General features: G+C 50.1%; 9 protein-coding genes and 1 pseudogene. All 10 read right to left on the bottom strand.

Features of this window, described 5'->3' with window-relative positions:
- Positions 1 to 7: 7 nt before the first annotated feature.
- Positions 8 to 3,445, bottom strand: coding sequence for a SusC/RagA family TonB-linked outer membrane protein (locus ACFOET_RS15925; protein ID WP_379024447.1), 3,438 nt, complete (start codon positions 3,443 to 3,445; stop codon positions 8 to 10).
- A 275-nt stretch (positions 3,446 to 3,720) separates the two neighbouring features.
- The gene (locus ACFOET_RS15920) at positions 3,721 to 4,716 is read right to left on the bottom strand and encodes a FecR family protein (protein WP_379024445.1); all 996 of its coding nucleotides are present in this window, start codon (positions 4,714 to 4,716) and stop codon (positions 3,721 to 3,723) included.
- A 113-nt stretch (positions 4,717 to 4,829) separates the two neighbouring features.
- Complete coding sequence (locus tag ACFOET_RS15915; protein ID WP_379024443.1) at positions 4,830 to 5,405, bottom strand: RNA polymerase sigma-70 factor; 576 nt, start codon at positions 5,403 to 5,405, stop codon at positions 4,830 to 4,832.
- Between the two features lie 63 nt (positions 5,406 to 5,468).
- Positions 5,469 to 6,119 (bottom strand): hypothetical protein, encoded by a 651-nt coding sequence (locus tag ACFOET_RS15910; protein WP_379024441.1) that lies wholly within the window; start codon positions 6,117 to 6,119, stop codon positions 5,469 to 5,471.
- Positions 6,116 to 6,670 (bottom strand): RNA polymerase sigma factor, encoded by a 555-nt coding sequence (locus ACFOET_RS15905; RefSeq protein ID WP_379024439.1) that lies wholly within the window; start codon positions 6,668 to 6,670, stop codon positions 6,116 to 6,118. Before ACFOET_RS15905 ends, ACFOET_RS15910 begins: the two co-directional genes overlap by 4 nt.
- A 164-nt stretch (positions 6,671 to 6,834) precedes the next feature.
- Positions 6,835 to 8,625, bottom strand: a complete 1,791-nt coding sequence (locus ACFOET_RS15900; RefSeq protein ID WP_379024437.1) for an acyl-CoA dehydrogenase family protein — start codon at positions 8,623 to 8,625, stop codon at positions 6,835 to 6,837.
- Positions 8,626 to 8,689: 64 nt separating this feature from the next.
- A complete protein-coding gene (locus ACFOET_RS15895; RefSeq protein ID WP_379024435.1) occupies positions 8,690 to 9,865 on the bottom strand; it encodes an acetyl-CoA C-acyltransferase in 1,176 nt (391 codons plus the stop codon).
- 65 nt (positions 9,866 to 9,930) lie between these two features.
- Positions 9,931 to 10,074, bottom strand: a pseudogene (locus ACFOET_RS15890) (four helix bundle protein); the annotation flags it as partial.
- A 42-nt stretch (positions 10,075 to 10,116) separates the two neighbouring features.
- Positions 10,117 to 12,546: a 3-hydroxyacyl-CoA dehydrogenase/enoyl-CoA hydratase family protein gene (locus ACFOET_RS15885; protein WP_379025126.1), complete on the bottom strand. Its 2,430-nt coding sequence runs from the start codon at positions 12,544 to 12,546 to the stop codon at positions 10,117 to 10,119.
- Between the two features lie 52 nt (positions 12,547 to 12,598).
- Positions 12,599 to 13,030, bottom strand: a complete 432-nt coding sequence (locus ACFOET_RS15880; RefSeq protein ID WP_379024433.1) for a MarR family winged helix-turn-helix transcriptional regulator — start codon at positions 13,028 to 13,030, stop codon at positions 12,599 to 12,601.
- Positions 13,031 to 13,158 lie beyond the last annotated feature (128 nt).

Here is a 13,158-nt window from a genome sequence, read left to right as displayed (position 1 = left end):
TCCTATCTTAAAATGAGGTGGTAAACTGCAACGTAAACGTTCTGGAAAACGGATAATCCAATCCACGTTCGCGCTGAATAGCGGACCATTGGTACAGCTCGTTGCTAAACAAAGTAATGCGTGTATTCGACAGGTTTAGGCGTTTGTTTAGCGCATCGCTGAAGCGGTAGTATACCGAAACACTTTCCAGAGAGAGCAAATCACTGCGTTGCACAAAGCGCGAGGAGTTGTAAGTCGGCGTATTAATGGCAAAACCATTATAATCAAGCAAGCCCTTGAAAAAAGTAACATCTCCCGGCTGCAGCCAACGCTCTTCCGCCACACGGCGATCTACATTGTAGATATTTACCTGGGCATTTTCTACCCGATCAACTAACGTCTGGTTGTAGGCATAACCGCCAATGCGGAAGCGAAGGAATACGTTGGCCCCAATACCATTGTATTCAAAATTTGTCCCGAAGGTTCCCTCCAGTTTCGGGCGGCCATCTGCAATGATCACTTGATCGCGGGGATCGTAAATATTGGTCAAGCTACCGTCTTGTTTCTCGAAAATCTCATAGCCCGATGCCGGATCAATCCCATGTGATTTCACGGCCCAAATGGCGTTGGTGGACTGCCCAACGGCATACCGCGTAATCGGCACGGAGGACAACGTTGTGTCTGCCCGCCCATTCAAGGCTTCCAAGGTGCTTGACAACTTGGTAATCTCGTTATCTACGCGGAACAAGTTCGCAAAAACCGCCCAATTGTTGCGATTAGACATGGAGTTGATAATATTGTAACGCACGTAAAGTTCATACCCCTTCGTTTTCATGTCACCGATATTCTCGGAATAACTCGTAAAACCTGAAGAAGGCGCTGTAGTCACCGTACCGATAGAGCCCTGTGTGGTTTCTATATAATAGTTACCCACGACATTCAGGCGATTAAACACATTGATATCGAAACCAAAGTTATTCTTTTGCGTTCTCTGCCAAGACAGATCGTCGTTACCAAAACCTAGCAGGTAGGAACCGATCATGCCCCGGTAATCCATGTTGTTATAGAAGCGCGAAGTGGTCCTGGCCAGATAGGACGCAAAATTCTGCGAACCGGTATACCCGAAAGAGTAACGCATCCTAAACATATCCAGCCATTCTTCTTCTTGCAACCACGGCTCATTATGCACATTCCATCCTCCACCGAGCGACCAGAAAGGGGCAATACGGTTGTTTGCTCCAAACTGCGAAGAGCCATCCAGGCGGAAAGAAGCATCCATCAAGAAACGGTTATCATAGGCATAGGAACCATTCACAAAAGCACCTAGCAAGCGGGTAAATCCTTCGTCGCCCGTCACGCTTGATCCGTCTCTAAAACCCAGCCCCTGTGTCACATCATCCATGCGGGCGTTCGGAAAACCTACGACCGTATAAAGGTTGGAAAAACTCTTCACCTGCTGTGCGTTCATCCCGAGCGTTCCAAACAGTAAATGCTTGCCAAAGGCTTTGTTTACATTCGCTCCCAAGTTGACGTCATAGTTCGTTCGCTTGCCATGTCCTTTATCGTAAGCGCCCCGCTCGAAAGTTTCCGTAGCCGAAAAAGATGTATGTTGCGCGGGCAAAAAGCGATCCGACTCATCCCACTGAAACTGCAAAGCCACACTACCGGTCAGTCGTAACCAAGGGTTCACCTGCCATTGCAGTGCCGTATTGTTCATAATATTCGTATAACCTGTTTGGTCAACCACTCCTAAATTCGCATTATAGAGCGGATTCATCGGTCGCACCGGATTGTTGTTCGACGGGATAATGCCGTCCAAATTATCGTAAGAATCGAAGTTGGTCAAGCGATATCCAAATTCATCATACACTTCCTCCAGATAATACTTCAACGTGCCGTCATCATTATAGGGCGTCCAATAGGGATTCAGACGTGTATATTGTCGGAAAGTGCCGTAAGGCGAATTTTTGCCTAGATTGCTGGTGACCGTGACCTCATTGCGTACATTCAAACCATTTTTTCGATAGGCCAGATACGCATTTCCTAATATGTTTCGGCGGCTGGATCCCTTCATCACCCCCTGCATATTCAAGTACGTTCCACCGATACCGTAGAGTATACTTTCATCGCCACCTTCTATGTAAAGATTATGTTTATGTCCTGCACCCACTTGTATCGGCAAGGTTGTCCAATCGGTATTCACCCCGCGTTCGATTTCCGACAGACGGTGATTGTAGTAATGCTCCAGCTGTTGTTCGATGCGGGTATCCCCGTAAAAGGAGTACACGCCGGTGCGTTCTTCAATAGCCAGCTTTTCCCGTGCGTTCAGTAAATTGTAATCTGACAGATCGGCCATTTCCAAGGAAGTATTGCCCGTATAGGTCACCCGCAGATCACCGGCTTTGGGTCGGATGGTTTCGATAACCACTACGCCATTTGCGGCTCTCGACCCATAAATAGCTGTAGCCGTGGCGTCCTTCAACAGGTCTACCGACTTGATCCGTGTCAGGTCAAGATCATTGATACGGGTAAGGGAAACCTCAAATCCATCAAGGATAAATAACGGCGTGTTTGGTGCACTCTGATAGTTGAAAGGGCTGGCCGTCGCGCCAGTAGGATCAACCAAGCTATTCCCTCCGCGCAGGGTTATCTCAGGCAACGCGTTCGGGTTGGATCCCAGATTAATATTTTCCGGCATCTGGAATGAGGGATCCAATGATTTCAGCGCTGTAAGTATGTTGTTGCCCGCAACTTGCTGCAGTTCTTCCTGATTGAATGAGCGAACGGCCCCCGTATACACTTCTTTCGGTCGTTCAAATAAACCGGTCACGACCACTTCTTCAAGGATAGACGCATCTTCTTCCAAGGTGATCTTTAAAGCGCGCTTTTCTCCAACGACAACCTCTTGTCCCTTATGTCCCAGCAATGAAAACACCAATACCGTCTCTTCATTGGGTACGTTGATCCCGAAATGGCCATTGGCATCGGTAGCCGTGCTTACCTGAGTCGCCGACTGCGACAACGCTTTGGTCACCACCGTTACTCCCGGTATCGGCCGGCCCTGCTGATCGACCACCATGCCCGTAACCCGTATAGAAGGCTGTGCGGCTTGATGCTCCGCCACCTTTTCCGCCAGACCTTCTGACCGCTTTACCGAGAGAATGATACGACCATCATACTCAGCATACGCCAACGGTGTGTTAGCCAGCAAAACATCCAGCGCCTCGGCGACAGAGCGCTTACGTTTATCCAAGTACGCCACATCGTATTGTTCGACGATTTCCGTTGGATAAAAGATGGTCATCCCAGATGTTTCTTCCAATTCCGACAGTGCCGCTTTTAACGGAACGTTCTTGAGTTCCAGCCGCACCTGCACCTTGTGGATACTTTGGCCTATGCTCTTGGGTGTGCCCAGTAGGTTCATCGCCAACGCCATCAGTACCCCACAAATCACATTTATCCGCATAAAAAATAGTAGCTTGTTTCGCGAACGCGCATTGAAGGGACCGCATGGCCCCCCGCTTGCAAAAACGAAGTATTTTTGCATTATTTGTAATGGATTTAAAAGTTTACCAAATTTTTAAGTCACCAACTCCCTTGAGCTTCCTACGGCGGGGGAGTTTTTTAATGGGCAGTACAACGTTTCATGCACTGCCTGCGACTATGGAAAATCATGTATCAGTCCTTTCATAAAGATTAAATTTAGTCCGTTCATTGTTGCTCCCTGGTATCAATCGCCCCTCATTGCAATTGACACCCCTCCCCCTCAATTAACAATTGGTTATGATTAGTTTTGTGGTATGATGCACTGCGCGTGGCGCAGAGGAAATCCAGCACCTCTTCCAGGCTTTCGGTACCCTGAAACCGCCCGCTCACAGGGCATGCGGCGAGTTCTTCGCGTTCAAACTTGATCCGCACATCGTAACGGCGCTCCAACCGGGCTACCAGGTCCCCAAACGACATGCCATCGAACCGCATGTCCAAGGCCGCCCATTGCATGGATTCTTCAGCAGCCACTTTATTCTTCTGTGGGTTTAGTGATGCGGCCTCGTGATAAACCACCTGTTCGTTTGAAGAAAGGGAAGCCAACACGCGGTCTTCTTCCTGAACCAACACTTCGCCACGCTGCACGGTAACTGATACTTCCTCAAACCGGTCGGATGCCTTTATCGTAAATGCCGTACCCAATACCCGGGTTTTCACTTTGCCTGTATGGATGATGAACGGCTTGTCAGGGTTGGATTTGATATCAAAATATCCTTCTCCCCACAACGAAACCTCCCTGGTATTTCCCTCGAAATCGGTGACGTACTCCAGCTTGCTGCCGGGACGTAACAACACCTTGCTGCTATCTGGCAAAAAGATGAAACGGTTTTCAGCCTGTTGCGCAGGTGCCTCAGCGATTAGCTTGTCATCATAGGCGCTCTCGTTATTACGAAACAGCAGAAAAGCGACCACCGAAAACCCCACCAGCAGTGCTGCAGCGACCTTCCATTGTGACGATCCGCGCGGCTTGGCCGGCACTGCTTTATTGGGGCGTGCCACGGTCTGCTCCAATACGCCCTCAAGCATCCGCAGCTTGACACGTTCGGCTTCGTCTGCGTGCGGCGATTCCCAAGTCACCGCTTCAGGATGCTGCGACCGGTACCACGACAACAGTTCGTCGCGCTCAGCTGGCGTGGCCAACCCGCTAAGGTATTTTTCGATGAGTCGGTCTAACTTGTCGCTTTCCATCATTAAGTTTATGGCAAATAACACCTATAGGTACCACACACCCATAGCTAACCCTACATTCGGCTAACTATTTTTTTACTATTTTTTAATAAACGATCTGAAAACGCCCGAAAAAATTAAAACTGAATAAGAAAATATAGCAGCGAAAGACCTGCTTTACGTAAGCTAAGGCGCAAAATCTTGATAGCGCGGGTAATATTGGCCTCAACGGCTTTCTCGCTGATGGATAGTTGCTGGGCAATTTCGGCATTGCTCTTGTATTCATCACGGCTATACCGGAAAACCAGCCGGCAACGTTCGGGCAATTGCTCTACCACCCCTTCGAGATATTCCTTCAGAAACTGGGCATCGATCCGTTCTTCATCCAGTTGGAAGGCATCGCCTTCGGCATAGGTATGTTCGATTTCTGTATGCCTTCTGTTCCGATGCAGATGCTTGAAAACAGCGAATTTAATGGCTACCGCCAGATAGTTATCAAGAAACCTGATATCGAGGCTCGCGCGCCGGTTCCAGAGGCTGACGAAAACTTCCTGTACCAGTTCCTCGGCATTCGGCTTATCCCGGGTGTGCATATAAGCTATAGCAAGTAGCTTGTCCCAATAGCGGTGGTAGATTTCTGTAAATGCTTGCTCTTCTCCCTCACGCAGCTGCGATACCAAATCAGCATCGCTATGTAACTGTAAGTCTGACATCTGGAAAGCAAATTTAGCTAAACTTGCCTTTATTTGCAAATTTATCGGCGGCCTAAAGGCGCGTCAATGGAATGCGACCCGTATTTTTCCTGCGGTTCCTTCCCACTTAGGTCCTTCAGCTAACAAACGCTTGGCTTCAGCCAACAGCTCGGCGTTCGCACGATGGGTACTTTCAATGGCTACTGGTTTGCCTCGGCTATCGATCCGAAAGGTTAGCGCTACCTCACCCGCAGGCAGCATGGCTTTCTTATTTTCGCTAAGATAGGCATTAAAGGATGTCCATCCGCCCACCGGTGTCGCGTCAGATTTCCCTCCATCAATAGCTGCAGCATAAATACCAGCAGTGGCTTGGGATGGAACTAATTCCACTTGTACTTCCTTTTCACCCGCCTGCTGCGATACGGGATAGTTACGCAACCATAACAGTAGGAGGACCAACACCATCAGCACACACGCCGTAGCCGCCACCGCCAACCGCTGCCACCCAAAGTAAAAGGCATTGCGTTCGGCAGCCCGCCCGGCGATACGCGCCGCAAGGCGCTGTTGCAGCAGGCTCAGCCGGCGATGGCTCACCTCTTTTTGGGTCCGATACCCATCAATCGCATCCTGAAGCAATGGGTCGTCAAGCGCTTCCCGTTCGAGCTGGTGCATTTCTTCCCCGCTCAGTTCGCCATTGAGGTATCGCTGTATTCGAATAATATAGTAATTGCTCATTCCGCTTTTCTTCTTTCCATGCAGATCTTCAGGTTACGTTTGCCGTTCTGAATATGGCTTTTCACCTTATTGAGGTCGTACCCGGTAATTTCAGCTACGTCTTTATAACATTTCTGCTCCAGGTAAAATAACCGGATGCAGCGCTGCTGCTCGGCATTGAGCTCTCCCAGACACGATTCCATCTGGGCCAGCCGATCCTCCGGAATACGCTCGTCCTTATTATGTTGATGCAGAAACATGTCACTTTCCACAAGGTGTTCTTCGATATCCACCGTATTGATACGGTTGGTTACTCGTAGATCCATGAGGCAGTGGTTTTTTGCCAATGTGTATAGCCAGCTTCTGAAGTTGGTTACGTCATGGGCACGCAATTTCGGGATAAGCGTTTCGAAAATCTGCATGACCGCATCTTCGCTTTTCACTTCGTCCTTATAGTATTTCAGGCATAGCCCATAAACCAACGGCATATACGGCTCGTACAGTCTTCCTAACAGTTGCAGGTCTCCTGTTCGCTTGTATTCCGCTAAAAGGCGTTGCTCGTCAAGCTCCAATGCTTCAGTTTTTGATACTCCCTCGGTTGCTAACCTACCAAAAATACAATTTTCTTATTAGATGGATGCACAAAGCATGTGGTTTCCATATGGCCAGGCAAATAGAACCGGAACGACTTCCATCGTCCCGGCTCCGCTTCATGTGTTTGTGAATCATTGTGTCATTAGAAACACCAGCCATTTGCTTCTATTAACTGCTTAGCTACCCGTTGGCGGGCGTCTTTGATGTTGTACGGCTCGACCTTCGTAAAACGTCTTAACCCGGCCAGCATCATTTTCAGTTCATCGCCCTCAGCAAAGGATTGCAAGGCTTCCTTACCAGCGAGGTAGACCCTATCGACGGCGGTATGCAGGTAAATCCGAGCCATGTCCACCTGGCTTTGCACCGCATCCAAACCCCGTTGGCTCGCTAGCTTTTCCACACGCAACAAAACAGATTCGGCCAAATAAACATCGCCGATGATGTCAGCGATATTCATCAAAATCTCCTGTTCCTTCTGCAAGGTCATCATCAGTTTCTGCACGGCAGCACCCGCTACCAACAGCCCTGCCTTTTTAAGATTGGCGATCCGCTGCTTTTCATATACAAAATCCGTATAGTCTACTTCACCGAAATCAGGAATGGCCATCAGCTCGTCCGTCACTGCCTGTGCTGGCCCCATCAGGTCAAGCTCTCCCTTTAGCGCCCGTTTGAGCAACATATCTACAATAAGCAGTCGGTTTACCTCGTTGGTCCCTTCAAAAATGCGGTTTATACGTGAATCACGGTATGCACGCTCCATAGGGGCGTCGGCAGAATATCCCATTCCCCCATAAATCTGTACACCCTCGTCGACCGCGTAATCCAGCATTTCTGATCCCCAAACCTTTAAGATGGCGCATTCTATTGCAAATTGTTCGGTAGCTTTTAATTTCGCTTTGGTCTCGTCCATACCATTTGCCACCAACGCTGCGTAGGCGTCGTCAATGTTCTGGCCAGCGCGATAGGCAGCGCTCTCTACGGCATAGTTGCGCACGGCCATCTCGGCAAGCTTATAGCGTATTGCACCAAACTTGGAAATGGGTAGCCCGAATTGTACCCGTTCATTTGCGTAGTTGATCGCCTGGTTGATCACACGCCGCGAAGAACCGATAGTCGCTGCACCCAATTTTATACGTCCGACGTTGAGGATATTCACGGCAATCTTAAAACCATTTTGGCGCTCGGAAAGCATGTTTTCAACTGGAACCGGGCAATCGTTGAAAAACACCTGACGTGTGGATGACCCTTTGATGCCCAGCTTATGCTCCTCGGGGTTCATCGTAATGCCGCCGAAATCACGCTCCACAATAAATGCCGTAAGGTTCTTGTCATCATCGATTTTGGCAAATACGATGAACACATCGGCAAAACCGCCGTTGGTGATCCACATTTTCTGGCCATTGATCAGGTAATGGGTGCCTTCGGCATTGCGCTTAGCGCTCGTCCGCCCTGAATTGGCATCAGACCCGGAGTTGGGCTCCGTCAGGCAATATGCTGCTTTCCATTCACCGGTAGCCAGCTTGGGAATGTACTTTTCCTTTTGCGCGTCATTGCCATAGTAGAGGATCGGCAATGTGCCGATGCCGGTGTGTGCGGAAAGCGCTACAGCGAACGAATGTCCTGCGCCGATGGCATCAGCCACGAGCATGGATGTATTGAAGTTCTTTCCGAAACCGCCATAAGCCTCGGGTATGGACACGCTCAGCAAACCTAATTCGCCCGCCTTGCCGAGCAGGCCCAGCATCAACCCCTCTTCCTGCGCATCAATTCGATCAAGATTCGGAAAGACTTCCGTTTTCAGGAATTCTTCACAGGTCTGCCGGATCATCACCTGCTCCTCATCAAACTCCTCCGGTATGAACACCTCCTGATACGACGTCTCTTTGATGACGAATGCTCCACCTTTGATTGCTGACTTATTTTTCGTTTCCATAAATTTATTTTTTCGCACAACTCAGATCATAGCTCGGTACGCACAATCTAATACGCTATACCGATCATAACATCTCAAAAATCCCCGCAGCGCCTTGCCCGGTGCCCACGCACATGGTGACCATACCGTATCGTTGGTTTCTCCGTTTCAGTTCGTTGAAAAGCTGCACAGATAGCTTAGCGCCGGTGCAACCGAGCGGATGGCCAAGCGCAATCGCACCGCCGTTTACGTTTAATATATCGGAATTGATGCCCAGTTCGCGAATTACCGCCAGCGACTGTGATGCAAATGCCTCGTTCAATTCGATGAGTTCGATATCTTCCAATTTCATTCCGCCCATTTTTAACGCTTTCGGGATGGCTTCGATGGGCCCTATCCCCATAACGCGTGGCGGTACGCCTGCTACACTATAGCTCACTAACCGGGCAATAGGCTGCACATTGAGTTCCTTGAGTTTCTTTTCGGAAACTACCAAAACAAATGCAGCGCCATCTGACGTTTGCGAAGAATTGCCCGCCGTGACGCTTCCCCCGGCGGCAAAGACCGGCTTCAGTTTCGCTAACACCTCCAAGTTGGTATCGGCCCGCGGACCCTCATCCGTTTCCACCACATATTCACGGGTCTTGATTTTCCTTCCGTCTTCAAGATAGTTTTCTTTCACGGTTATGGGTACAACGCCTGCGGTCAAATGACCGCTTTTAGTTGCTTCAATAGCCTTCTGATGTGATTTAAAAGCGAACTCGTCTTGGTCCTCACGGCTTACCTTGTAGTCCTTCGCTACGGCTTCGGCAGTAAGCCCCATGTTCCAATACCAATCGGGATGGCGCTTGGCTACCTCTGGATTGGGCACCAACTTCCACCCGCCCATCGGCATGCCTGACATCACTTCCACGCCTCCCGCAACGATGACTTCGGCCATACCGGCCTTGATTTTGGCTACCGCTGTGGCAATAGTTTCCAAACCGGAGGCGCAGTAACGGTTTACCGTAACACCAGGCACCTTATCGGTGTCCAGTCCCATCAGCGAAATGAGCCGACCAACGTTGAGTCCTTGCTCAGCTTCGGGCGTAGCATTGCCTACGATGACATCATCTATCTGATCTTTGTCCAGGTTGGGCACGGAGGTCACCAAGTGTTTGATTACGTCTGCCGCCAAATCGTCGGCTCGGGTGAAACGAAACGCCCCACGCGGCGCTTTACCTACTGCTGTGCGAAATCCTGCTATGATGTATGCTTCCATATTTTTAAGATTTGAGACATTAGACAACAGACGTTAGATTATCCTATCAAACGCCTGCAAGTCATCTATTTTTTTAACTTTTCTTGAAACCCGTGAATCATTTTTTGTACTTCCTCAACCTTGCTCATCAACCCATCTGTACTATCGTGACCTAAGAAGCCGAGCTTGTCAGCAATAGTTAACTGGGTTAACAGTTCGTAGGCTGAACCTTTAGCTAGTCTCTTGTCTCTTGTCTCCCGTCTCCCATCTCCCTAATTTCTCAACGGCTTTCCGTTCGTTAACATATGTTGGATCCGCTCCAGTGTTTTCCGTTCCCCGCACAACGATAGGAATGCCTCGCGCTCCAGATCCAGCAGGTATTGCTCGGATACTTCCGTTGGTGAAGATAGGTCTCCGCCGCACATCACCCAGCCCAGTTTTTCCGATATTTTCTGGTCGTGTTCGGAGATGTAATTTCCCGCGCGCATCGAGCTGCCCCCGGCATAGACAATGCCGAGGCCCTGCTTGCCGAGCACCTTGATATCTTTCCGAGGCGCGGGCTGCGTATAACCCGCATCGGCCAACTCGATAGCCTTGGCTTTGGCATCGGCCAGCAGGCGGCTCCGGTTCATGCTAATGGCGTATTTGCCCGTTTGCAAATAGCCCAACTCAAAGGCCTCCACCGCGGATGTGGACACCTTGGCTTGCCCGATGGTGAGGAACCGATCCCGCAGCACCTGCTGTTCGATCTGCCCGGCTTTGAACTCGTCCGATGCACGGAGGGCAAATTCTTTGGACCCGCCCCCGCCGGGGATGACACCGACGCCAAACTCGACCAGCCCCATATAGGTTTCGGCATGCAGTTGCACGAAATCGGCATGCATGGAAAACTCGCAGCCACCTCCGAGTGTCATGGCAAACGGCGCTGCGACCACCGGGATGGCTGAATAACGCAACCGCATGGATGTGTCTTGAAACCTTTTTACCGACATGTTCAATTCATCATAATCTTGCTCTACCGCCATCATGAAGATCATGCCGATATTGGCGCCCGCCGAAAAGTTGGTGCCATCGTTGCCGATCACCAACCCCCGGAAGTCCTTTTCCGCCAGTTCAATGGCCTTATGCAAGCCTTGGATGACATCCCCTCCGATTGTATTCATTTTGGTGTGGAACTCGGCGTTGAGGATACCGTCGCCAAGATCGGTAACGGTAAGGCCGCTGTTTTTCCAGATCGTCTTCTGCCCCCGGATATTATCCAGAATGACGAACGCCTCGGCTCCGGGAATCGGCTGGTAAGTTTTGCTTTGGATATCGTAGTAATGCCTGACGCCGTTTTCCACTTTATAAAAAGAGCGATGTCCTGCCTCCAGCATCTCGTGCACCCAAGCAGCCACGTCTCCACTGTGGCCGGGCACCCTCTTCTCTTCGGTTTTGATCTTTTCAATGGTTTCTTCCACACCCAGGGCGTCCCACACCTCGAAGGGACCGAGCTCCCAACCAAAGCCCGCACGCATGGCATCATCGATACGGAAAAACTCATCGGTGATCTCTGGGACACGCCGGGACACGTATTCGAACAAGGGGTAGTGCATGGCACGGAAAAATGCGCCGGCTTTATCCGTCCCCGCTTCATAGACTTTCATCCGCTTACGGATATCCGCTACCGGCTTGGTGGCTTCCAGCGTAGCGGCTTTCACTTTGCCTTGCTTACGGTATTCCAATGTCTTCAGGTCAAGTGCCAGTATTTCGCTCATACCCCCCTCGTCCTTTATCTTCTTATAGAAGCCCTGACCACTTTTTTCGCCGAGCCATTTCTTCTCAACCATCTGCTGCATGTAGGGTGGCAATTGAAATACACCTTTAGCCTCGTCATCCGTTGCATTTTCGGATAGTCCCTGCGCGACATTCACCAACGTATCAAGCCCCACGACATCGGCTGTCCGGAAGGTGGCCGACTTCGGATGGCCCATCGCCGGGCCTGTGAATTTGTCCACTTCTTCGACCGTAAGGCCGAGCTGTTCGACCAGGTGCGTCAGAGCCAGCATGGAGTATACGCCGATGCGATTGCCGATGAAAGCGGGCGTATCTTTACAAAGTACGGTCGTCTTACCAAGGAATTTGTCGCCGTAGTGCATCAAAAAATCCACAACCTCCGGCTTCGTATCCGGTGTTGGAATGATTTCGAGCAGCCGCAGATAACGGGGCGGATTGAAGAAGTGCGTACCGCAGAAATGTGCGCAAAAATCATCGCTACGCCCTTCGGCCATCAGGTGGATAGGTATACCCGATGTATTGGACGTGACGAGCGTGCCGGGCTTTCGGTGCTGTTCTACGCTATCAAACACCTGTTTCTTGATATCCAGCCGCTCGATCACCACTTCGATGACCCAATCGGCAGATGCAATGGCGGACATGTCATCATCGAAATTCCCGGTGGTGATGAGGGTGACCGCTTTTTTGCTGAAAACCGGCGACGGATTGCTCTTAATAGCGGATTCGAGCGACTGGTTAACGATCCGGTTGCGCACAGCCCGGCTTTCAATCGTGAAACCTTTGGCTTCTTCCTGGGGCGTCAATTCCTTAGGAGCGATATCCAACAGGAAGACTTCTACGCCGATATTGGCAAAATGGCAGGCAATACGCGAACCCATCACCCCGGATCCCAATACCGCTACTTTTCTGATGCGTCTGTGTGTCATATCTTTCATTCGAATAATCTGTTGTCTCTTTGAGCAGCGACTGATACACGCTTCATTCCGGTTTGTATTGTATCGCCAATTGGTTGATACGCTTCAATATTCGGATCCCTTCCGTACGCTCTTCGTCCGAAAGATGCTCGTCGAGGTAGGTATTGAACTTACGCACGACGTCCTTGGCCTGTTCCCGCTTCTCTTTTCCCAGCTCCGTAAGAAAAACTTTTACCGAGCGTTTGTCGGCACTGTTGGCCTCTCTATAAATCAACCCCAACGCCTCCAAATTGTTGAGTATGCGCGATAAGCTTGTCGTTTTCACCCCTAACAGATTGGCAATCTGGGACACCGGCGTCCCCTCTTTATGAATATTGATCAGCACATAACCCGTGGCCTGCGTTATCCCGAACTGCGCCGCAATTTGGTTGTATTTGTTGGCGGCCGACTGCCATGCGGCTTTCAGGTAGTAGTCTATCGTGTTGTCGTCATTCATAATGGTTTCGCCTGAATTTATTATGCATGCATAGCAAATTTAAGTTTTAAAATTTAAGTGTCCAAATTTTAGTGCCTATGGCATAAGCTTTTTATTGGCATACCACCAAAAGCCAGGGCATTTGTGGG

The sequence above is a fragment of the Parapedobacter deserti genome, from assembly GCF_042646065.1.
In the GTDB taxonomy this organism is placed as follows: Bacteria; Bacteroidota; Bacteroidia; order Sphingobacteriales; family Sphingobacteriaceae; genus Parapedobacter; species Parapedobacter deserti.
This window is presented reverse-complemented; position numbering and strand designations above follow the sequence as displayed.

Excerpts from the sequence above, each read along its gene's own strand:
- ACFOET_RS15925 (WP_379024447.1), bottom strand. The coding sequence starts at position 3,445 with ATGCGGATAAATGTGATTTGTGGGGTACTGATGGCGTTGGCGATGAAC.
- ACFOET_RS15920 (WP_379024445.1), bottom strand. The coding sequence starts at position 4,716 with ATGATGGAAAGCGACAAGTTAGACCGACTCATCGAAAAATACCTTAGC.
- ACFOET_RS15915 (WP_379024443.1), bottom strand. The coding sequence starts at position 5,405 with ATGTCAGACTTACAGTTACATAGCGATGCTGATTTGGTATCGCAGCTG.
- ACFOET_RS15910 (WP_379024441.1), bottom strand. The coding sequence starts at position 6,119 with ATGAGCAATTACTATATTATTCGAATACAGCGATACCTCAATGGCGAA.
- ACFOET_RS15900 (WP_379024437.1), bottom strand. The coding sequence starts at position 8,625 with ATGGAAACGAAAAATAAGTCAGCAATCAAAGGTGGAGCATTCGTCATC.
- ACFOET_RS15895 (WP_379024435.1), bottom strand. The coding sequence starts at position 9,865 with ATGGAAGCATACATCATAGCAGGATTTCGCACAGCAGTAGGTAAAGCG.
- ACFOET_RS15885 (WP_379025126.1), bottom strand. The coding sequence starts at position 12,546 with ATGACACACAGACGCATCAGAAAAGTAGCGGTATTGGGATCCGGGGTG.
- ACFOET_RS15880 (WP_379024433.1), bottom strand. The coding sequence starts at position 13,030 with ATGAATGACGACAACACGATAGACTACTACCTGAAAGCCGCATGGCAG.